This is a genomic window from Arthrospiribacter ruber (assembly GCF_019343195.1).
GTDB classification, from domain to species: domain Bacteria; phylum Bacteroidota; class Bacteroidia; order Cytophagales; family Cyclobacteriaceae; genus Arthrospiribacter; species Arthrospiribacter ruber.
In genome coordinates, this window is record NZ_RPHB01000007.1 from 302,242 (window position 1) to 323,932 (window position 21,691).

16 protein-coding genes are annotated in these 21,691 nt (G+C 41.5%); 6 read left to right on the top strand and 10 right to left on the bottom strand.

Annotated features, from left to right (window positions below; all coding sequences use genetic code 11):
- Entirely contained in the window at positions 1-1,725 is a 1,725-nt protein-coding gene (gene recJ, locus EGN73_RS15985) for a single-stranded-DNA-specific exonuclease RecJ (RefSeq protein ID WP_219292096.1), read from the bottom strand.
- Positions 1,726-1,981: 256 nt separating this feature from the next.
- Here recJ and EGN73_RS15990 point away from each other — a divergent pair, with 256 nt between their 5' ends.
- Complete coding sequence (locus tag EGN73_RS15990) at positions 1,982-2,485, top strand: cupin domain-containing protein (RefSeq protein ID WP_219292101.1); 504 nt, start codon at positions 1,982-1,984, stop codon at positions 2,483-2,485.
- A gap of 22 nt (positions 2,486-2,507) precedes the next feature.
- On the opposite strand, the gene mazG is transcribed toward EGN73_RS15990, so the two are convergent.
- Positions 2,508-3,314, bottom strand: coding sequence for a nucleoside triphosphate pyrophosphohydrolase (mazG, locus tag EGN73_RS15995; RefSeq protein ID WP_219292104.1), 807 nt, complete (start codon positions 3,312-3,314; stop codon positions 2,508-2,510).
- A 70-nt stretch (positions 3,315-3,384) separates the two neighbouring features.
- Between mazG and EGN73_RS16000 the strand changes: the two genes are divergently transcribed.
- From EGN73_RS16000 to EGN73_RS16010, 3 genes are read left to right on the top strand one after another with little or no spacing between them, the layout of a single operon-like run.
- Positions 3,385-3,615 (top strand): hypothetical protein, encoded by a 231-nt coding sequence (locus EGN73_RS16000; protein WP_009034911.1) that lies wholly within the window; start codon positions 3,385-3,387, stop codon positions 3,613-3,615.
- Positions 3,616-3,675: 60 nt separating this feature from the next.
- Entirely contained in the window at positions 3,676-5,064 is a 1,389-nt protein-coding gene (gene glmM / locus EGN73_RS16005; protein ID WP_219292107.1) for a phosphoglucosamine mutase, read from the top strand.
- A gap of 45 nt (positions 5,065-5,109) precedes the next feature.
- Positions 5,110-6,252: a cysteine desulfurase family protein gene (locus EGN73_RS16010; RefSeq protein ID WP_219292110.1), complete on the top strand. Its 1,143-nt coding sequence runs from the start codon at positions 5,110-5,112 to the stop codon at positions 6,250-6,252.
- Between the two features lie 72 nt (positions 6,253-6,324).
- On the opposite strand, the gene EGN73_RS16015 is transcribed toward EGN73_RS16010, so the two are convergent.
- The 3 genes from EGN73_RS16015 to EGN73_RS16025 form a co-directional block, all read right to left on the bottom strand.
- Positions 6,325-7,806, bottom strand: a complete 1,482-nt coding sequence (locus EGN73_RS16015; RefSeq protein ID WP_219292113.1) for a S10 family peptidase — start codon at positions 7,804-7,806, stop codon at positions 6,325-6,327.
- A gap of 72 nt (positions 7,807-7,878) precedes the next feature.
- Positions 7,879-9,336, bottom strand: coding sequence for an aldo/keto reductase (locus EGN73_RS16020; RefSeq protein ID WP_246611615.1), 1,458 nt, complete (start codon positions 9,334-9,336; stop codon positions 7,879-7,881).
- A gap of 2 nt (positions 9,337-9,338) precedes the next feature.
- Positions 9,339-10,808 carry an APC family permease gene (locus EGN73_RS16025; RefSeq protein ID WP_219292119.1) on the bottom strand — a complete coding sequence of 490 codons (1,470 nt, stop codon included), beginning with the start codon at positions 10,806-10,808 and terminating at the stop codon, positions 9,339-9,341.
- Positions 10,809-11,117: 309 nt separating this feature from the next.
- Between EGN73_RS16025 and EGN73_RS16030 the strand changes: the two genes are divergently transcribed.
- Entirely contained in the window at positions 11,118-14,048 is a 2,931-nt protein-coding gene (locus EGN73_RS16030) for a DEAD/DEAH box helicase (RefSeq protein ID WP_219292343.1), read from the top strand.
- On the opposite strand, the gene EGN73_RS16035 is transcribed toward EGN73_RS16030, so the two are convergent.
- From EGN73_RS16035 to EGN73_RS16050, 4 genes are read right to left on the bottom strand one after another with little or no spacing between them, the layout of a single operon-like run.
- Positions 14,045-15,688 carry a hypothetical protein gene (locus EGN73_RS16035; RefSeq protein ID WP_219292122.1) on the bottom strand — a complete coding sequence of 548 codons (1,644 nt, stop codon included), beginning with the start codon at positions 15,686-15,688 and terminating at the stop codon, positions 14,045-14,047. The two genes, EGN73_RS16030 and EGN73_RS16035, sit on opposite strands and share 4 nt — an antisense overlap.
- The gene (locus EGN73_RS16040; protein ID WP_219292125.1) at positions 15,682-16,836 is read right to left on the bottom strand and encodes a DUF4249 domain-containing protein; all 1,155 of its coding nucleotides are present in this window, start codon (positions 16,834-16,836) and stop codon (positions 15,682-15,684) included. The genes EGN73_RS16035 and EGN73_RS16040 overlap by 7 nt, the downstream gene beginning before the upstream one ends.
- Positions 16,837-16,858: 22 nt before the next feature.
- Positions 16,859-19,627 carry a TonB-dependent receptor gene (locus EGN73_RS16045; protein WP_219292128.1) on the bottom strand — a complete coding sequence of 923 codons (2,769 nt, stop codon included), beginning with the start codon at positions 19,625-19,627 and terminating at the stop codon, positions 16,859-16,861.
- Entirely contained in the window at positions 19,624-20,328 is a 705-nt protein-coding gene (locus EGN73_RS16050) for a hypothetical protein (RefSeq protein ID WP_219292131.1), read from the bottom strand. Before EGN73_RS16050 ends, EGN73_RS16045 begins: the two co-directional genes overlap by 4 nt.
- An 83-nt stretch (positions 20,329-20,411) precedes the next feature.
- On the opposite strand from EGN73_RS16050, the gene purU reads away from it, so the two are divergent.
- Positions 20,412-21,266 (top strand): formyltetrahydrofolate deformylase, encoded by an 855-nt coding sequence (purU, locus tag EGN73_RS16055; RefSeq protein WP_219292136.1) that lies wholly within the window; start codon positions 20,412-20,414, stop codon positions 21,264-21,266.
- 7 nt (positions 21,267-21,273) lie between these two features.
- Here purU and EGN73_RS16060 read toward each other — a convergent pair whose 3' ends face one another.
- Positions 21,274-21,627 carry a hypothetical protein gene (locus EGN73_RS16060; RefSeq protein WP_219292139.1) on the bottom strand — a complete coding sequence of 118 codons (354 nt, stop codon included), beginning with the start codon at positions 21,625-21,627 and terminating at the stop codon, positions 21,274-21,276.
- Between the last annotated feature and the right edge of the window lie 64 nt (positions 21,628-21,691).

The following is a 21,691-nucleotide window of genomic DNA, read 5'->3' on the forward strand; positions in this document are numbered from 1 at the left end:
TCAATCAAATTTTATGTCTTTCACGTAAAGTTGCAGGGTACTGTTGTTCCTAAAAGTATTCTCCCTGATCTCAAATGCCAAATCAAATCGCATTTTTCGGATCAACATCTTATAAATAATCTCATCTGGATAAACATTTTTGTCTGCCATACCAAAGGCTATACACACCGGCTTGGTCAGCTGTCCGTCCTGCACCACGTTGAACTTTAGATGCTTATCTTTCAAAATCCTTACATCTTCTGCATATACCTGCTTGAGGCAGAATATAGGCTCCGGATTTCCGGGTCCAAAAGGCGCCATTTGCTTCAGGATGTTATAAAATTTATAATTGACCTGATCCAACAAAATTTCATCGTCAATTTCCAGAACTGGATGTAGGTGTATGTCTGTAATTCTGGAACTGACCACAGCTTCGAATTTTTCCTGAAAAGCAGGCACTTTATCCACAGACATGGTAAGTCCGGCAGCATATTTATGCCCACCAAACTGCTCCAAGAGATCGCTGCATTCCGAGATGGCCTCGTAAATATCAAAATCAAAGACAGACCTTGCAGAACCTGTTGCCTTATTGTTGGATTCCGTAAGGATAATGGTGGGCCGGTAGTACTTTTCAATGCATCGGCTGGCCACTATCCCGATCACTCCTTTGTGCCAATCTTCCTTGAACAGCACGGTACTTTTCATCTGTCTCACCTCTTCTATCCCTTCTATCATTCCCAGAGCCTCTTTGGTGATGTTTTCGTCAAAGTTTTTTCTGGCAGAATTGACCGTATCTACCAGATCTGCCCTTTCCAACGCATCTTCCAGATCCGTAGCGATCATAAGTTCCACTGAGGCTTTGGCATGCTCCAGTCTTCCGGAAGCATTAATTCTGGGCCCGATTTTGAAGACTATATCTGAAATCTCAAGATCCTTTTCTATCCTGCTTTTCATGATCAGCGCTTTGATACCAGGCCTTGGGTTGTTATTGATTCTTTCTATTCCATAAAAAGTCAAAATCCTGTTTTCTCCGGTAATGGGAACTATATCGGCTGCAATACTGATAGCCAATAAGTCCAAAAATGTCATCACTTTAGACTCTGCATGGCCTTTGGATTTGGCAAAAGCCTGAATCAGCTTGAATCCTACACCGCATCCACTCAATTCTTTATATGGGTAATTACAATCATCCCTTTTTGGATCCAGAATTGCAACGGCCGGAGGAAGGATCTCTCCAGGTGTATGGTGGTCACAGATGATGAAGTCCACACCCAATTCTTTGCCCAATTTGACTTTCTCAATCGCTTTGATTCCACAGTCCAGGGACACAATCAGCTTAAAGTCATTTTCAGCCGCAAATCTTACTCCCTTTTCAGAAATCCCGTAACCTTCTTTGTAACGGTCAGGAATATAAAAATCCACTTTTTTATAAAACTGGATCAAGTAACCGTACATCATGGCTACTGAAGTAGTGCCATCTACATCATAATCCCCGTAAACAAGTATTTTCTCATTTCTTTCTATTGCTTGACTCAGTCTTTCTACGGCCTTGTCCATGTCCTTCATCAAAAAGGGATCATGAAGCTTGTCCAGATCCGGCCTGAAAAAATCCTTTGCTTTCTGAAAACTGTCTACTCCTCTGTTGACCAACATATTGGCCAGAATGGAATTCACGTTGATTTCCTTTGCCAATGCTGTCACCGAATTCCTGTCAGCCTTTTCCGCTATCATCCATTTGTATTCCATATGGCTAAATTACTAAAGTCAGGAGCTAAATTGATAAAATCTCTTAAATCATTTGTAGGTCTGATTTTAAATTTATGTCAGTTTGCTTCCTTATCAGCTTCTATTTCCAATAGCCACAGACTACTGAAATCTAAAACTATTCTTCCGCCTGTAATTTCTTACTTTTCGTATCACTTTTTCTTTCCGGATTGAAAAAAATAAACGTTCCTTAGTTTACAGAAAATAAAAAGTTGATTGATTTTTTTTACTTTTGGATATGGACAAAGACAAAGCACTTAACACAATTTTTGAAAAAGCACACAGGATGATGCTTCATCTTGGGTTTGAAGTGGTCAAAGAGGATAGAAAGAGGCCATGGGGAGGATTTTTGGTAATCAAGGAAGATCAGGCAGCAGATTTTGCCGCACAGTTTTTTCCGGATGAGGACTTCGAATCTTTGAAAATTTCTGAAAAACTTAGCCCTAAAATTCTTATAGTGGCTCCGAAAAAAAGGCTTAGCTGGCAATATCACCACCGAAGAGCGGAAATATGGAAGTGTATTTCCGGAAAAGTGGCTGTGTCCACTTCATTGACCGATGAAGAAAAAGACAGACACCACATGGAGGAAGGTGACAAAATCAAACTGGCACAGGGTGAAAGACACCGGCTTATAGGTCTGGATGACTGGGGTATGGTTGCAGAAATCTGGCAACATACTGATGCTGCCCGCCCGTCAGACGAAGAAGATATCGTGAGGCTACAGGATGACTTTGGAAGATAGGGGAGGTTTTTACCTCCTTTTTTTAACTGCCAAGCTTTTTGGCTTCTTCCCAAAAAATGTCCATCTCAGCAAGACTCATATCTTCCAGCTTTTTTCCGCTTTCTTTGGCTGACCTTTCCAAGTGCTGGAAGCGCCGTATGAACTTGAGGTTGGTTTTTTCAAGAGCTTCCTCTGGATTGATGTCTATAAAGCGGGCATAATTGATCAGTGAAAACAAAAGATCTCCAAATTCTGCTGTTGCTTTTTCCTTGTCAATTTCACTTTCATCCGCTGCATTGAATTCCGATTTGAATTCCTGCATCTCTTCTTCTACTTTTTCCCACACCTGATGTTTTTCTTCCCAGTCAAATCCCACTCCTCTGGCCTTTTCCTGAATCCGCATGGCCTTGATAAGAGCCGGAAGTGACCTTGGCACGCCACCCAGCACAGAGGTATTTCCCTTTTCTTTCAACTTGATTTTTTCCCAGTTTTCCTTAACAGCATTTTCATCCTCTGCTACTGTATCCCCATAGATATGTGGATGCCTCCGTATCAGTTTTTCGCAAAGGCTATCGATCACAGAAGTGATGTCAAAAGCACCTTTTTCGGAACCAATCCTGGCATAAAAAACAATGTGCAGGAGAATATCACCCAATTCTTTTTTGATTTCATTAAGGTCATTTTCCAGAATGGCATCGGACAACTCGAAAGTCTCTTCTATGGTGAGGTGCCTTAAACTCTCGATTGTCTGCTTTTTGTCCCAAGGGCATTGCTCCCTGAGTTCATCCATTATGGTCAATAGCCTATCGAAGGCGGCAAGCTGATCTTTTCTTTCTGACAATCGTGGCATAATGGGGAAACTATTCGTAAAGTGAGGACGTTTTGAAAGTATTACGTAAATTTGTGCAAATTTAATTGATATGGCAACCTTATATTTGACTTTAGGCTTTCTGGCACTGTTCTTCATTTTGATGTCGGTAAGGCTAATTTTATTGAAAAACGGAGAATTTAAAGGGACTTGTGCTTCACAAAACCCCTATCTGAATAAAGACGGCGGTACTTGTAGCTATTGCGGCAAAACCGTGGATGCGGACAGCAGCTGTGGCAATCCGGACAATGAAGTGGATAAAGTCTTGGCTAAATTCAAATAATCATCTTTTATATTCCCGGCCGAGCCGGGATTTTTCTATTTCAACAATTAATATTTTAACGTGGCTTTAATCAAATCAATTTCAGGCATCAGGGGAACCATTGGCGGTAAACCGGGAGAAGGGCTCACTCCATTGGATGTGGTCAAGTTTACTTCTGCTTACGGCAGCTGGGTCATCAATCATACCAACAATCCCAAAGTAGTCATCGGAAGAGATGCAAGAATATCAGGCGATATGGTTTCACGCTTGGTCAGCGCAACACTTCAAGGCTTGGGAATAGATGTCATCGATCTTGGTCTTAGTACTACACCTACAGTTGAGCTGGCGGTACCTTTGGAGCAGGCTGGGGGAGGTATCATCCTAACAGCAAGCCACAATCCCATTCAGTGGAATGCATTGAAATTATTGAATAATAAAGGTGAGTTCATCTCAGATACAGAAGGTAAAGCCATACTGGATTCCGCAGAAAATGAAGATTTTTCATTTGCAGAAGTCAGAAAGCTGGGATCCTATACCCAAATTGACGATTACATTGACAGGCACGTGGAGCATGTATTGGGACTAAAACTAGTAGATGTGGAAGCCATCAAGGCCCGAAACTTCAAAGTAGTGATAGATTGTGTCAATTCCACCGGAGGTATTGCCCTGCCCAAATTATTGAGGGCTTTGGGAGTAGAAGAAATTGAGGAGATGTTCTGCACGCCGGATGGCCATTTTCCTCACAACCCGGAACCATTACCTGAAAACCTTAGGGACATTTCAGAAAAACTTGCCAAGGGAAAATTTGACCTGGGTATAGTCGTAGACCCGGATGTAGACAGGCTTTGTTTTATGAATGAAGATGGAAGTCCATTCGGAGAAGAATATACTTTGGTAGCAGTAGCAGACTACGTGCTTTCCCAAACACCTGGAAATACCGTATCCAATTTAAGTTCTACCAGAGCACTAAGAGATGTTACCCAAAAAAGAGGAGGAGAATACCAAGCTGCCGCTGTAGGTGAGGTAAATGTCGTCAACAAGATGAAAGAAACGAATGCCATCATAGGTGGTGAAGGAAATGGCGGGATAATTTATCCAGAGTCTCATTATGGAAGGGATGCATTGGTAGGTATCGGGCTTTTCTTGACCCACTTGGCTAAATTTGGAAAAAGCATTTCCAGACTTCGGGCTACTTATCCAAACTATTACATTTCCAAAAACAAGATAGAGCTAACGCCGGAGATCAATGTCGATGCCGTACTTGAGGCCATAAAGAAAAAATACAGCAAACACCCTATCAATGACATAGATGGAGTCAAAATAGAATTTGAAAAAGAATGGGTACATTTAAGAAAATCAAATACAGAACCCATTATCAGAATCTATTCTGAATCCGAATCCCAAGCTACTGCTGAGCACCTTGCCAATAAAATCATTATGGATATCAAGGAGGTGATCACAGGATCCTAAAAAGTAGCTTCGGCAAATAAAAATATCAACCCAAATACGTGAAAGATGAGAGTTTATTTTGACAACGCCGCTACCACAGCCATGGATGAGCGGGTTATCGAAGCCATGATTCCCTATATGAGGGAACATTACGGAAACCCCTCCTCAGTACATAGCCACGGCAGAGAAGTACGTACTGCCATTGAAAGGTCGAGGAAAAAGGTGGCTGAATTGCTCAACACAAGTCCCTCTGAGATTTTTTTTACATCAGGAGGTACAGAAGCTGACAATACAGCGCTGGTATGTGGGATTGAAACGCATGGGCTGACTCATGCCATCACTTCACCAATTGAGCACCATGCTGTATTGCATACTCTTGAGCAGTTAGCCAAAAAGGGCAAGATCAAACTAAGTTTGGTAAATATCCTGCCCAACGGAGACATTGACATGGACCATTTGGAAAGTCTTCTAAAGGACAATCCAAAATCAATGGTCTCTCTCATGCATGCCAACAATGAAATCGGAAACCTCAATGACCTACAAGCTATAGGTTCATTGGCGAAAAGCTATGATTCCTTTTTCCATTCTGACACCGTACAGACCATGGGGCATTATGAACATGACCTCAAATCCCTATCGGTAGACTCTATTGTAGCAGGAGGCCATAAGTTTCATGGGCCAAAAGGTTCTGGATTCCTATATGTCAGAAAAGACAAGAAAATCCACCCTTTTATTTTTGGCGGAGCCCAAGAAAGAAACATGCGGGGAGGTACAGAAAATGTAATCGGAATTGTAGGAATAGCAAAAGCCTTAGAGCTGGCTTATGAAGACATGCAAGGACACAGGGATCACATTTTATCCCTAAAAAAGCACTTCATTGAAAGTCTCAAGCAGCATATTCCCGATGTAAAGTTCAATGGACAATCAGGCGACCTTGAAAAAAGCCTCTATACTGTATTGAACGTAAGCTTACCTCATTCTGAAGAAAATGCAGGCATGCTGCTTTTCAACTTGGACCTGAACGGAATTTCCGCTTCAGGTGGTTCTGCCTGTAGCAGTGGTGCTACAGTTGGTTCCCATGTACTTAGAAGCTTAAAAGCAGACCCTTCCAGAGAGTCTGTCCGTTTTTCTTTCAGCAGGTTCAACACCATAGATGAAGTAGATTACACCGTGCAAAAATTAAAAGAGCTATATAGTGTAGTTGTATAAGAGAAGTAAAAAGGATAATTTACAATGAATTAAAAAAGGGTGCAACTTTGCTGCTGCACCCTTTTTTTATGCTCATTTGTCCAGGAAACCCCGGATATCAGAGATAAGTTTTTCAAAATCCGGCCTATGATTGTACATCATGTGTCCACCTTTATAATAAAACATGTGCACCCTTTCCATAGGTATGTCATGCCTGGCAAAAGTATATTCAGCATCCAAAAAAGGAGTGATCATGTCGTAATATCCATTGGCAACCATCACCTTTAAATCCTTATTTCTTCTCATGGATTCTCCAAGACTCCTTGCTACGTTTACATATGAAGGCTCCCAACCTGCACCCTGAGGAACAGGTCTCCAATTCCATTTTCCATAAATGGAGGAATTAGAAGTCAAATAAGGCCTTTCCTCCATATCTACCTTTAGATTTTCTGCAAAGTAATCCTGTAATCCTGCAAAATAAGCAGCATCAATCCCATAACTGGAAGGGTCACCCAAAGTAGGATACTCTGCCACCTGATCTCCCTCTTCAGCAAAATACCTGCTATCCAAAGTTCCTATAGTTTTTCCCTGATCTCTCAATAATTCTTTAAGGAATCTATAGCTCAAGATTCTATTGTCAGACCTGAGTATATAATCCTTGTCCAATCCCAAGAAATAATTGATCCTTTCTGCAATTTTTTCCTTCTCGGATAGTTCCAGTAAATTTCCCTTATACAAAGCAGGCAAGTATTCATTATAAGCAAATGCCCTGGCTTCATCCAAAAATTCTTCAAGCGACTTCCCTTGACCTGATTTGCTATGGTACCATGAAGTGGCTGCCATAGTTGGAAAATAAGTAAAGTAAGAGGCAATATTGTCATGCTTGGAAGTCGATCCCTGATAATCCAAAGCTTGAGAAATCAAAATCAACCCGTTTAAAGCCATCGCCTGACCACCCTTCTCCAATGCTGCAGTCACAGCTGCCGCTCTGGTAGTTCCAAAGCTTTCCCCGGCAATGTACTTAGGAGATTGCCAGCGCTTGTTTTGTGTTATCCACATTCTCATAAACTTGGCAATGGAAGCAGCATCTTCGTTAAGTCCCCAAAAATCTTCCTCTTTGCCTTTACCCACAACCTTGCTATAGCCAGTCCCTACAGGGTCTACAAATACCAGATCGGCTACATCCAGAAGTGCCAATTCATTGTGGATAACTTTGTATGGTGCTGCCCCATCATCCTCACGGGCCTCAGAATCCACATCCACAACCCTAGGGCCAAAAACTCCCATGTGCAACCAAATAGAAGCAGAACCCGGTCCTCCATTGAAAACAAATATCACAGGCCTGTTTCTATCATCTCCTTCTTTTATATATGAAGTAGACCAAATGGAAGCCACTGGCTCATCATCATTTTTCAGATAGGTCTCACCAGCCATGGCCTTGTACCTGATTTTGGCTCCATTGAAAGTCCCCTCATGGGAAGACTCGAACTTCTTAGGTTCAGGAATATTGGTTTTGCTGTCCTGAGCAAAAGAAGTGTGGGACAACAGTATAAGAAAGATCAATAGTTTTTTCATGTCGAAAATTATGTGTGATAGGCAAGCTAATTTACATATAAAAACCCACAGGTTTACTCTGTGGATAACTCCTTAATCCAACTCTGCATCCGCCTCTATTTCAACCAAATAACTGGAACCAACCAATCTCGCCTCAACCAAAGTATTGGCGGGTTGTATTCCCGAAAATCTTTTTCCATGGGCTCTGGCAACAGCCTCCCATTTTTCCAAGTTATCCACAAATATTCTGGTCCTCACTACATCTTCCAGCGTACTGCCTAGTGAAATCAAGGCTGCCTCTATTTTATCTATGATAAAATGAGTCTGCGCTGCTGCATCATTTCCCCCAATGATCTTACTTCCATGTGTAGCGGTGGTTCCTGAAACAGTAATCCTCTTTCCTTTTCGAATAGCCCTGCAGTATCCGGCCATTTCTTCCCAAGGTGTGCCACTGAATACCTGCTGCGTACCATTTGGCTTCAGAACAAGCTCAAATGGCTTTGGAATTTCCTCCAAATGATGGCTCAAATCACCCGAAGCAGTCAAAAATGGCGGTTTCCGGTATTCGTCTCCGCAATCACCCGGAATTGTGGATAACTTTTGCTGAGCCTCTTTTATCAGCTGCCTATCTTCTTCACTTAGGTTAAAATCAAAAAGCCTAACAGTATCAGAAATATGCTCACTTTCACCTAACCTTGCCCCAATAATTACCCCACCTACATGAGCCTGTTCCATAATAAATTTTGAAGCAACGTTGGCAATACTTACTTGGTGTTTTTTGGCAACAAAATCCAGGGTCAGCAAAAGTTCCTGAAACCTATTCCAACCCCCAGCTACATCGATAAAACGCTTGTACTTCATCTGTGACCAAGTAGCTCCCGTCTGTGTGGAAGGCTCTGCTTTACCCAACCACCTGTCTGATAAAAACCCTCCTGCAAGGGTACCAAAAGCCAACACCTTCACGCCATATTGATGGCATACCACTGCCATGTCCAATGCCGCTCTATTGTCCAAAATGGAATGACAAACCTGATTACTCACTATGGAAACTCCGGAAGCACATGCTATCTGCAAGTGTGCTGCATCGAAGTTGGTCAGACCTATATTTTTGATCAAGCCTTCTTCTTTCAGTTCCTGCAGCCAAAAAAGCTGGTCCAACCACACTGGGTCAGCATACATCCATGCATGAAACTGCATGAGGTCAATACTGTCACATTTCATCCGGCTCAAAGCAAGCTCCACAGCCCTCCGGGTCTCTTCTTTGGAGGATTTACCTGGCTTTGGAACCCACTTTGTCAACATTTGGGAAGAATTTTCTTTACCGAATTGCTTTAAAAATTCCCCGGCTATCAACTCAGCAGATCCATAGTGATCCGCCATATCAAAAGTGGTCAAGCCTGATTCTACATAGGGCTTCATGGCTTTAGAGGTAGCTACAGGGTCCAATTGATCCCCATTTCTCTCCATATCTGCTACCTGCCATAGCCCGGTAAGAACCTTGGAAATCACCAAGCTATCAGATAATCTACTTGTTTTCTGTTTATCCATCATTTTTAAGGTAGTATTTTAAAGTGCTTATCCACATCTTTTCCACTGTTTTTCAATGCATTATATTGAAAGGCAAATATCAGACTTGCCAGACCCATTACCATCAGCCAAATCGGAGTGGAATGAAAATACCAAGCCTCCACCTCGGCCTGAAAATCCTTCCAAACATGAACTGCCAGAAAAAACAGCAGAACCAGCACTCCTGTGACACCAATAGCCTTTCTCATCCATTTTTTCTTCACCAAACTAATTTCCATAGCCAATCCGGGGTTGACCTTGTCAATGCTCAATAAGGTAAAGCACATCAATAAAAAATTGACCATCATGGAGGTCACCATAATATCAATCCCTAAGAAGAAATCCCCTGCAAAATGACTTCCCAAAATTCCGACACTCGCCATTGCTCCGCTAAGCAATATAGCAGTTGCAGGGGTTTTATTTTCCGGATGGATCTTGCTGATAAACTTAGGGAAAATACCATCTTCTGACCATGCAAACATAAGCCTGGAAACGGACAGCAACATTGCAGGCAGATCATTGATGAGTGCAATAGCTGCACCCGCAATAATCAGCACAGTCAACCCTGAAGGCAATAAATACCCCAAAAGGCCTGGCGCTGTAATATCTCTTATCAATGCTTCAGAAGCAACAAATGACCATGGAACAGCATGATAAACAGCTCCGGAAAATAACATATAATACCCACCTACTATCAATATGGTCAAGCCAATCGCCAAAGGCAATGACCTCGATGGATCTTTGGCTTCCCCACCGGCTTGTGCTATGCTGTCAAAACCTATGAAACTGGCGAAAAGTATGGATCCCGCAGAAAAAAATGTAAGCAAATCAAAATCCCCATGATCAACAAGAGTTGCCTTCACACCTGTCTTTGCCTCATAAGCCATTAGGAAATCTTCCTGCGTCAAGGCGTAGCCGGCGAAAATCACCACGCTTCCCAAAATAAACATTACGATCATCAAGGGTACCACAGTTTTTTCATATTGTTTGGCGCCCTGAATGTTTACATATACAAAGACCCACAGCATGGTCAAAGCCAAGCCGACTCGTACCCAGCCTGTCTCAAAAACAGCTGCCAATTGTGGATAACCCAAATTGGCTGCTATGTCCCTAAAAAACGGCACCGTAACATAAGCTACTACGCCAATGACTACAGATAAACCAAACCATTGGGAAAAACTGGCAACAAAACCAAGGTACGGATTGAGTCCCCTACTGGCATAAACATAACTCCCTCCAGCTCTAGGCATGGAAGTAGCCAAAATACTATATGCCATAGCCGCCAACAAAGCCGGAATTGCTGCAAAAGCAAATGCATATAAGACATAAGGGCCTATACCTGGCACATTACGCTGAATCATGAAAGGAACCACATTGATGGAGGCTCCCAACATGGAACACACACCGGTGGCCACCAAAGCGGAAAGCCCCAACTGTCGGCTAAGAGAAGAAGTCATCGAGGAGTAAGATTCAAAACAGCAGTAAAATCCCACTATTATTTATGAATTCAAAACTATCCTGTCCACACCTACAAATTTTCTGATAAATGGATAAAAAGTCTTAATGTGAAGCTCTCTGATATTCAAGTAATTTTTAACAAATACTTGGCTGAAGCACTTCAATTGGATACAAGGTTTGAAAAAATAGGATCAATCCATCCTATAACTGCTTTTATTATCAGGATTAATTATGTATTTTTCGAACTAGTTTTATTGGCAAAATTGAAATTGATCAACGGTTTTGCTCCGTTGGTTTCCGATTACATCATGAAAGTTTCCTCTGAAAAACCTTTTGAAATCATTTATGCTATTTTCAGTCATGAGTACCTAGGGCTCTTATTTGAATCCTTTGTGGTACAATTGGATGAAAAGGGAAGGCTTTCATTTGCCAATCAGAATATTTCCAGCATCAATGCTCCGGAATTTGCTTCCGGCCTAGATGAAATGGACTACAAACTCATCAAATGGATGGATGACATGCAGCAGGATGCTGTGGTCAAAAAATTCAACACCAAAAAACTCAAGCCTAAGGAGTACCTAAGGAAGATCTACGATCCCAAAACTGAAAATAAAACCATTCAGGAACTCATCGAAACAAAACTCGAAAACCTGCGAGCAAAAATCCTGGATAACCTAAAAGGGAAAAGACTTTTTGAAATGGGCAATGACGGCAATCCTATCTGGAAGGAAATAAACATTATGCCCGAAAAAGCCTCAGTGCTTTTCCATTTCAGAAGAAACGAAGACAACACCCATTACTTCCCTACCATTAAATACACGGGGGAAAAACTGGAATGGCAATACAAAAATGCCTATCTGATCTGTCACGAACCGGCATGGCTTGTCGTAGATAATAGGCTTTATAGTTTTCAAAAAGATGTGGACGGAAAGAAACTGCAACCTTTCCTCAACAAAAAATTCATAGTCATTCCCAGGAAAGTCGAGAAGCAGTACTACGAAAAGTTTGTGACCCAATTGGTTTCCTCATTTGATGTCTATGCCAAGGGTTTTGACATAAATGTAGTCAGAAACCAGCCTGCTGCGGTCCTCAACTTAAGTGATCTCCCCGGAATGCCCAAAACAGATCTATTTGGAAACCAATCTGAAGAAGAAGAGGAGGACAAGATTGTCTTTGACCTCAAGTTCCAGTATGGGGAATATGAATTCCGCTCAGAAGAGAAAAAAGACAACAATGTAAAATTGGAGCAGATTGAAGACTATTATGTTTTTCACAAAGTAATAAGGGACCTGGAGAAGGAAAAAACCTATGGAGATTACCTCAAAGAGCTGGGCCTCCCTGTAAATGCTTCCAAATTTTCCCTGGCCAAATCCAAAGCATTTGGATGGATCAATAATTTTAAGGAAAACCTCGAGCAAAAAGGCATTCAGATTCGGCAAGCTGACACACTTAAGGGAAAGCGTTACTTTATAGGACATGCTCATATCTCTGTAGAAGTAAAAGAAAACATAGACTGGTTTGATGTGCATGCTTTGGTCAAGTTTGGGCCTTATGAAATCCCTTTCCACAAAATCCGCAAAATGCTCTTGCAGGGAAAATCTGAGTTTGAGCTTCCCAATGGGGAAATAGCGGTAATTCCAAATTCCTGGTTTGTAAACTATTCGGAAATGTTTGCTTTTCTGGAAGAACAGGAAAATGTTACCGATCAGGCATTGGTATTGAAGAAACACCATATTGCCCTGGCGCAGGAGCTTCAGGAAAGCAATCTCCTACAGCTCACGCTCAGCAGAAAACTCCAAAAGCTTAGGGACTTTAGTCAAATTGAAGATTATGACCTTCCGCCTACTTTCAATGGAAAACTCCGTCCATATCAGAAAGCAGGTTACAATTGGCTGAGATTTTTGGCCGAATACAAATTTGGAGGTTGTCTGGCTGATGACATGGGCCTTGGAAAAACTGTTCAGACCTTAGCCCTATTGGCGCACCAAAAAGAAGTCAGTCCTGGCATGACTTCATTGCTCGTCATGCCCACTTCGCTGATTTACAACTGGGAACTCGAAGCCAAGAAGTTTACTCCCGGTCTGAAAATCATGACCTATACAGGCACTCAGCGAATTAAGGATACGAAGCGATTTGCCAATTATGACCTGGTCCTTACTTCTTATGGGATCATCAGAATGGACATAGATATCCTGAAGGAGTTTTATTTCAACTATGTAATCTTAGATGAATCTCAAGCCATCAAAAATCCGGGCAGTATTATTTCAAAAGCGGTAGGGGAACTGAACTGTAGACAAAAACTAATACTCACCGGTACTCCTGTAGAAAACGGCACAATGGACCTCTGGTCACAAATGAACTTTATCAACAAGGGGCTATTGGGCAATCAGAATATGTTCAAGAAACAGTTTCTTTTACCAATAGAAAAACAAAATGACATGGACAAGGCTGCCAAGCTACATGCATTGATCAAGCCATTTATTCTGAGGAGACTGAAAACCCAAGTTGCCACTGACTTGCCTGAAAAAGTCATCAATGTGAAATATTCTACCATGACGGCCGATCAGGAAAAAGCCTATGAAGAGATTAAGGGCTATTATCGGGAAAAAATTGTCAAGGAAATGTCCATTCCTGGTTTAAGAAATCAGCAATTTACTTTGTTGAGAGGCTTGACCCAATTGAGGCAGATTGCCAATCACCCAAGGTTGACAGATAAAGATTATAGTTCTGATTCCGGAAAACTTGAGGATGTTATCCACATGTTGCACGCCACGGCTAGTGAAGGCCACAAGGTACTTATCTTCAGTCAATTTGTAAGGCATCTTGGCATCGTTAGAGAATACCTTGACGAAGAAAAAATGAAATATGCCTATCTGGATGGTACTACAAAAGACCGGCAAGCACAGGTAAGGTCTTTCCAGGAAGACCCAGAGGTCAAAATATTCCTCATTTCCCTTAAAGCCGGTGGAGTAGGCCTAAACCTGACTGCTGCGGAGTATGTCTTTTTACTCGACCCTTGGTGGAATCCGGCCGTAGAGGCACAGGCAATTGACAGAGCGCACAGGATAGGTCAGGAAAATAAAGTCATCATTTACAAATTCATCACCAGAAATACCGTTGAGGAAAAGATCATGGCCCTTCAGGAAAGAAAAATGGCTCTGGCGGGAGAGCTTATTTCCACTGAAGAAAGCTTTATGAAGAGTCTCAGTAAGGAGGATATTGAGGCTTTACTGGATTAAAATCCTGTTATTTTTATTTCAAAATGGATCGTTGATACCTTTTTGTCGTGGGACTTATCCCAAGAATGAACCCGTAATACATAATCTCCCGGCAATTCCGGTGCGGTAAATTTTATCGAAAGCCCCTGATCATCCTGTGGCTTTACCAAAGTATCCCAATACAGAATTCTTCTTTTATCAGGCACCTTTCCTGTTGGTATTTCCAATACCCAATCATTGAATTCCCTGAAAGGCTGCAAGCCACTGTAAGGAATCAAGAGGAGGTCTTTAGGAACAGGGAATCCTCCCAAATCTCCTTTGAAGGAAAACAACTGTATCACTCCATCAAATGCTACTCCGTGATTTAAGAATACCTGATTACTTACCCTGATTTCTCTGATATCTTCTGGAGAATGCCGCAACAAAGCGTCTGTATCCAATATTGGAAGTCCGTCCAGTAAGATCAGAGGATCATTTTGAAATGCCCTTTCGGTAGAAGGATTGATCACTCTCAAAAGGGATTTTCTACCCTGACTTCTGACCAATACCTCACCTACATATTCCCTGAACACAGTCCAAAGGTCATCAAAGGCATTGTAGTCTCTCAGCAAATATGATTTGGAAGGATTCAAAATCACTATAGAAGGCGATATATCAGGAATAGGGTGAAAATAATCCATGAGCTGCTTTCCAATATATACCCGCTTCACAACATCATACATGTCCTCAGTCATAACCATTTGAGGCCACTTATCCACAATGGGTTTTGACTTCCAGAAAGGAGTTTCCATATACACTTGACCCAAAGCTTCCTTTTCCTGAGACTGTAAAGTCAAAAAGTCCATGGTAGACACCTTTCCCAAGTCAATAGTGACTTCTCCGTTTTTATCCCATTTGGAAGCAAAAAACTTATTGGTTTTTCCGGAAGTATTGACCAAAACAGGCTCCTTACTGTCTGCTTTACCTCCCTTCAATTTTATGATCGGACCATAAATTTCAGGGACTATCTCAGTATTTGATACTTCTTGCTCATACCTGATTTGAATATCTCTCAGGTCTATTTCGGACAAAGCAGACCTGAAGTCAAGTGCTGCTGCTATTGCCAAATTATCCGAACGCATATTCGGTACTTGGATTTCAATAAACTCTCCAGGTGAAAATACCCGTTTTTCAGCTTGAAAACCACCTCCCTCTTCTTGATAAGTTTCCTGTGCGATTTTTCCGTTCAGATCCCTATCAGGAGCTTGTTCGGGGTTGATCACTCCCAACCAATGGTGAAAAACTCCGGAACTTTTGAAATTTTGCTTACTAAGCCTGGTATAGGCCCTCAACAGATAATACCCTGTCGGTAAGATATCAGGCAAATTTATTATAGCCTGTCCCTTTCCGTCCTTCAACTCAAACATAACCTGTAGCACCGCCATACCACTATCATCCAGGACTTCTGCATATGCCACACGCTCAGGACTGGCCTCACCTGATATAGTAGCCTGATAATGAAGTAGCACAAAATCCCCCGAAAGGACTTTTTGAGATGATACAAAACCAGAGGAATTGATCTCAGGATTAGAAATTCCAAAACAATCGAATTGCGCCTTCAGAAAAAACAGACTGAAAAAAATGAGCATTCTGACTATATGTCCGCTGTTTGAATTTACCATCTTTCCTCCCAAAAATCAGGTGCCTGTAACTCTCCCCTTAAGGTACAATCCCCACAGAAAAGTGTCGTTGTCAAATATCCAATGGCAAAATCCAGGTTTTCGTCCAACGTTTCTATGCCATACAATGCTACAAAACGATCGTTGGCAAAGTAGGTGGAAAACTGAAAACTTAATACCGTATCCTGCAAGACACAATTATTGTAATCCGGTATTTGGGTCCTCCAAGGGAATACATCACCATTATTGATATAGATTCGCTTTCTTTCTGTAGACCCAATTCCCACAAAACCAATTACAGGCTCTTCAGGATCGTCAACATTCCTGACATTGCCTGGAATGATCGAAGGCATGGGGCTGAAAATCCCTCCCACATCGTCTGTATTCTTTCTCATAATGTCCCAAAATTCAAAAGCTTCTACGTCAATGGACCTTTGTGCCACTTCGATAGAATACCGGATCCCGAGCTTCTCAGAACCTTCAGGAATTCTGGTAAGCATTTGCCTGTTGATTTTTCCATTTTCAAATCTGCTGGTTTCGGCAAGCAAAATATTACCTCCATTTTCCTCCTTGAAGCATATATTTCTCACTTCATCCCTCACTACCAGATCACCTAGATCAGGATCCAATCTATAAAATGAAGTAAAAGGAGTGGCAAATTGCCATACTTCCCGAGTACTCCAAAAAAGATAATCTGACTCATTTCCCCCAGCTGCATCAAGGTAAATAAAAACTTCATCTTCTTCCCTTTCGAAGTACACTTCCTCTATCTCTGGAGTCCTTTTGGGAGTCAGCCATGCAGAAGTGTAAGCCGAACCGTCAGCGATCCTTATCTGAAGTCTATAATTTTGCCCAAATGGGATTGTTTCCTGACAAAGGTAATTACCAGTTCCATTGTGTATAAAAAAATAACGGTCTCCGTTTTCAGATTCTGCCCATACTTCAGCATTGGTAATAGTCTGGGAAGCGGTACTGTCATAAATACTTCGTGTTCTGCTTAACCTGATCAATCCATCCTCATTTCCACCTACTTCTATATTGCCTTCCACTACCAAAAACCCAAAGTCCACGAAGACAACTTCAGGCTCAAAAATTTCCCTACAGGAAACCAAAAGCAACAACATCCAACTTACAAACAATACTCTTCGCATTTTTTAATCTATATTCTTAATTTTAAAATCTGAAATTATAAGTGACAAATGGAATAGGTCTGGCAAAAATGGAAAGCTGAAAGCCCTGCAAAGTACCATTGATCGGGGTAAAATAAGCGGAATAAGGATTGGATCTTCCCAGAAGGTTGTACACCCCTACAGACCAGGAGGAGTGAGCCAATTTTTCAATTCTATGGTTTCCCTCAAAATTTACGGAAGCATCTATTCTGAAGAAATCAGGAATACGGTAAGCATTTCTGTCAGAAAAATAAACCCTTTCTACATCCAGATAATCAAATTTGGCTATGGGTAACGTAATCGGTCTACCGGTGCTGTAGTTAGCTGTTAGTGAAGGCATGACCCTTTTGGTAATCTCATAATTCAAAACCAAAAACACATCATGCGGCTGATCGAAATTGCTAGGATAAAAACGCCCATTGTTGATTTTTTGACCCAGCTCCTCCGGCGAAGTCCTTAGAAGAGACCTTGAGTAAGTGTAGCTCAACCAACCGTTGAGCCTTCCAATGTCCTTTTTAAGCAAAAACTCCACCCCATAAGCCTTCCCTTCTGAAGCCAGAATGTCCCGCTCAAGAGCATTGTTGAGAATGAGGGTGGCTCCACTTCTGTAATCCAGCAGATTATCCATGGTGCGGTAAAACGTTTCGAATGAAAGCTCCAGATTTTTAGAAGGAATCACCGTGAAATATCCGGCAGAAACCTGATTTCCCAGCTGAGGTCTTACATGAGGATCGCTGAGCTTCCAGGTATCAGTGGGAGCTATAGCAGATGTATTGGTCACGAGATGCAGGTGTTGTCTTGAACTGGAAAAGCCAGCTTTGATTGAGCTATGTTGGTTGAGAAGGTATCTGGCGAAAAACCTAAACTCTGGTCCAAAGTAGTTTTGTGCTACTTCGTTGGTAGAAAACCCAATCGTTTCGACCACCGTTTCGCCTGTTTTGATCACCCCTTCCCGATAAATGTCTATGTCAGCAGGACCTAAAAACTGATACAGCATCAACCTAGCCCCTAAACTCAAGCTGAGTTTTTCGCTCAATTCCCACTCATCATTCAAGAACAAGGTTGATTCCAAACCTCTTTCTAAATCCACTCTTTGGCCCAACACCAGAGACTCCTCATTGGAAGGTGCTATTCTGCCAGGATTCAACTCCATTAAGTTAGCAGATGCACCAAAATGAATTTTATGCTTTTCAAGCCCGGTATAATTGGCCACCGTTTTTAAATGAAATTGGTTGATTCCAAAATCGAAGTCAAAAGCCCGGGATGGGGAAAGGTCGCTTAGGATATTGAATTCATAACCATCGTATCCTACAGTAGTCCTAAAAGACAAATCAGCATGCCCAATGTGTTCCCAAGAAATATTCAAATTACGGTTGTAATAAGAAAATGTGGTGTCCCTTTCAAAACGGAAACTGTCCCCGCTGACATAAGCAGTAAGCATGATGTTGTTTCTATCATTCAATTGATGCTTCATATTCAGGTTTATATCAAAAAATGAAGCCCTGCCATTATTAAACCCGGTAGATTCGTCTAAAAGACTGAGAAGCCAATTGGAATAGGTAGTCCGTCCTCCTAAATGAAAAGTCGTGTTCTCTCCAATTGGGCCCTCTAAATTCAACCTGCTGCTAAGAAGTCCTATACCACCGCCTCCTTTGATTTGCTCATCATTGCCGTACGTTCCCTCCACATCAAGTACTGAAGACAAGCGGCCCCCATGCTGTATCGGTATTCCCGACTTATAAAGTTCCACCCCACTCACCATGTCAGGGTTGAAAGCTGAAAAGAAACCAAACAAGTGACTGGGGTTGAAAATCGTTGCATCATTGTAAAGAATAAGGTTTTGGTCTGCAGCGCCTCCCCGAACATTGAAACCTACACTGGCTTCCCCTACAGTACTGACACCCGGCAATGTGAGTATTGACCTGATCACATCCACTTCACCTAGAAGCAATGGTAATCTTTTCATGGTTGAGATATCCATGGTAGATACACCCATCTGCACCTTTTCTACTTGGACAGATCTGGTAGAACTCACCGTCACTTCGCCCAGACTGATATAGTCCTCTTCCATTTCAATATCCAAGCTTCCATCTCCAAGGATGTTGAGATTCCTTCTTTCCTGTCCAAGCCCGAAACCTTGAATCATTACCATTTGCCTTCCCAAAGGTAGCCTTAGAGAAAAATTGCCGTTTTGATCCGAAACTACCCTTTCTGAAATCTGGGGACCTGTGACCAAAGCACCTGGAATTGGACTCTTTTCCGATTTGGACCTGACTGTTCCCTTCAAAATAGCAATACCACTTCCATCATGGGTGGCTGCACTGCCAATTTCCCAAAGGGTATATTGATCCAAGTCGGAGCTTTCTCTTTGGGTAATAGTTTCTTGAGCCTTTTCTATTGAATCTGCTTGAGTATTGGGCAAGAGCCTATAGCCCGCATGAACCCGTCCGTCAATCACCCTTCCTTTGGTGATAAAGACATTCCCGTCATCATCAATAAAAAATCGGAGAGTGGTATTGGCAAAAAGAGCTTGTAGGATATCTGTAAGTTCATTTTTATCAGCACTGAAATTTACTTTTACCTCTTCTACATCTTCATTTTTGAAAAAAAACCGGTATCCTGTATTGGCCTCTATCCTTTCGGCAAAGCGCTCGAAAGTTATACCCAAAAAGATTCCGCTGATAGGTTCTCCTTTTTGTGACTGTGCCCAAAGTAATGTTTGGGGAAAGACCAATAATAGGAGAGAAAAAGAGAAAATCAATTTTACTTTCATTGCTCTTTGATCTCCTTTTCACTGAACCTTAACAGTTCTATCAAATAATTATCTTTATCTCTTTTGAATTTGAGATCCAGGTCTTTGGCATACCTTTTAAAAGCCTTTTTGTCAACTTCCAAATCCCTGATCAACTGATTTTGATTCTCTACTAGCGTCCAGTCATCTCCCTTTTTGACAAAATAGTCTGTATGCTTGGAAAAAAACCTGTAATAATCTGACGGGGAAGAAAAAGTCTGCAAACTTTTTCTGTGTTTGGCGAGCAATTTCATTTCACCATCCCAGACCAATCTATAAAAACCATTTCTGTGATACCTATAACCGGGATTTGATTCTTTTTTTACAATAACCGTCCCTTCCGAAAAGCTAACCTGATCAACTAAATCAGAATTCAGTATAATGGACATTCTTTGATCTGATGATAAGATGACCAACTCATCTCTAAAGACATCATACATGATATTTTTCCTTACAAAATCATATCCTTCATAGGCCAGTTGGGCCATTTGAAAGGACTTTTCTCCATAGCTTGGATCATCTCGCAAAAGTGGGTCTTTCTCAGGATAAACCACTCCATTATTCAGTCCAGGATAATTATCGTAATCATTGATTTTGTATTCCTTGACTAAATCATAATTTTGTCCTGAAACAGCATGGCTTATGCAAATGCAAAAGCTAATAATCAAACGGTAAACAGACATTCAATTTAATGTTCTAGTTAACTGTAATGATGAGCATTAATTTTAATTTATACAACCAATCCAACATTTAAAGTAATATTTTAATGAGAACGGCGACAATTTTAGTACAATGTCCTGACAAAAAGGGTATTGTAGCCAAAGTATCTGACTTTTTGTATACCTATCAAGGGAATATCCTTGAAGTAGACCAACATGTGGATGAAGAAATCGGTATGTTTTTCATGCGTGCATCCTGGGATCTGGATAGTTTTGGCCTGGAAAAAGACCTGATTGCAGCTGCTTTTCAAAAAGAAGTTGCAGATAGCCTTGAAATGAAGTTCGAGCTACATTTCAATACACAAAAGCCCAGAATGGCTCTTTTTGTGTCAAAACTCTCCCACTGTCTTTTTGATATTCTTAGCAGGTATTATTCCGGACAATTTGATGTCGAAATTCCTCTGGTCATATCCAATCACCTGGATTTGAAAAAAGTGGTGACCGCATTTCGGATTCCATTTTACCATTTACCGATAGACAAGACCAACAAAGCTGAAGTTGAAAAACAACAGCTTGATTTATTGCAAAAACACAAGGTAGACTTTGTAGTATTGGCCCGTTACATGCAGATTTTGAGTGGGGATTTTATTAAGGAATATCCAAACAAAATTATCAATATCCACCATTCATTCTTGCCTGCTTTTGTTGGGGCCAAGCCATATCATGCCGCTTATGAAAGAGGTGTGAAGATCATTGGAGCTACCGCACATTATGTAACAGAAGAACTGGATGCAGGCCCTATTATCGAACAGGAAGTGGCCCGGGTTAGACATCATAACTCTCCCTCTGATCTCGTTCAGATCGGTCAGGATGTGGAAAAAGTAGTGCTTTCCAAAGCCATCAAATACCACTTGGAAAGGAAAGTGTTGGCGTACAGAAATAAGACCGTGATTTTTTATTAAAAGAAAATCATAACTTAGAGTAATGAAAAGTTTGGTTTCCTTCTTTTTGATAGGCTATGTTGTCTTTTTGGTCTGTATGCCTGTCCATGCTGAACATGATTGCGACCATGTAGAGCATACAGAGCAGCATGCCTCTGAGCATGCTGAGAACCAATGCTGCCCGCCCTTTTCTTTCTGCAAGGTCTGCTCTGTTTTCATTTACCAAGTTCGTTTTCAATTTGAAGCCATAGAGCCAGACAGGATTATTTCTAATGAATATGTGCTTGAGATGCCGGTTTTTCAAGAAACCTGTTTTTCCATTTGGCAACCCCCTCAGTTGATCTGATTTTTTTCTGAAAGTCTTTTTTACCCTGATTTTCATTGGGAAGCTTCCTAGTAAACCTAATAGAAAAGAAGGGTTTCAAAGCCATGCTTCTGAGGCTCAG

Excerpts from the sequence above, each read along its gene's own strand:
- recJ (WP_219292096.1), bottom strand. The coding sequence starts at position 1,725 with ATGGAATACAAATGGATGATAGCGGAAAAGGCTGACAGGAATTCGGTG.
- EGN73_RS15990 (WP_219292101.1), top strand. The coding sequence starts at position 1,982 with ATGGACAAAGACAAAGCACTTAACACAATTTTTGAAAAAGCACACAGG.
- mazG (WP_219292104.1), bottom strand. The coding sequence starts at position 3,314 with ATGCCACGATTGTCAGAAAGAAAAGATCAGCTTGCCGCCTTCGATAGG.
- EGN73_RS16000 (WP_009034911.1), top strand. The coding sequence starts at position 3,385 with ATGGCAACCTTATATTTGACTTTAGGCTTTCTGGCACTGTTCTTCATT.
- EGN73_RS16010 (WP_219292110.1), top strand. The coding sequence starts at position 5,110 with ATGAGAGTTTATTTTGACAACGCCGCTACCACAGCCATGGATGAGCGG.
- EGN73_RS16015 (WP_219292113.1), bottom strand. The coding sequence starts at position 7,806 with ATGAAAAAACTATTGATCTTTCTTATACTGTTGTCCCACACTTCTTTT.
- EGN73_RS16020 (WP_246611615.1), bottom strand. The coding sequence starts at position 9,336 with ATGATGGATAAACAGAAAACAAGTAGATTATCTGATAGCTTGGTGATT.
- EGN73_RS16025 (WP_219292119.1), bottom strand. The coding sequence starts at position 10,808 with ATGACTTCTTCTCTTAGCCGACAGTTGGGGCTTTCCGCTTTGGTGGCC.
- EGN73_RS16030 (WP_219292343.1), top strand. The coding sequence starts at position 11,118 with ATGAAAGTTTCCTCTGAAAAACCTTTTGAAATCATTTATGCTATTTTC.
- EGN73_RS16035 (WP_219292122.1), bottom strand. The coding sequence starts at position 15,688 with ATGGTAAATTCAAACAGCGGACATATAGTCAGAATGCTCATTTTTTTC.
- EGN73_RS16040 (WP_219292125.1), bottom strand. The coding sequence starts at position 16,836 with ATGCGAAGAGTATTGTTTGTAAGTTGGATGTTGTTGCTTTTGGTTTCC.
- EGN73_RS16045 (WP_219292128.1), bottom strand. The coding sequence starts at position 19,627 with ATGAAAGTAAAATTGATTTTCTCTTTTTCTCTCCTATTATTGGTCTTT.
- EGN73_RS16050 (WP_219292131.1), bottom strand. The coding sequence starts at position 20,328 with ATGTCTGTTTACCGTTTGATTATTAGCTTTTGCATTTGCATAAGCCAT.
- purU (WP_219292136.1), top strand. The coding sequence starts at position 20,412 with ATGAGAACGGCGACAATTTTAGTACAATGTCCTGACAAAAAGGGTATT.
- EGN73_RS16060 (WP_219292139.1), bottom strand. The coding sequence starts at position 21,627 with ATGAAAATCAGGGTAAAAAAGACTTTCAGAAAAAAATCAGATCAACTG.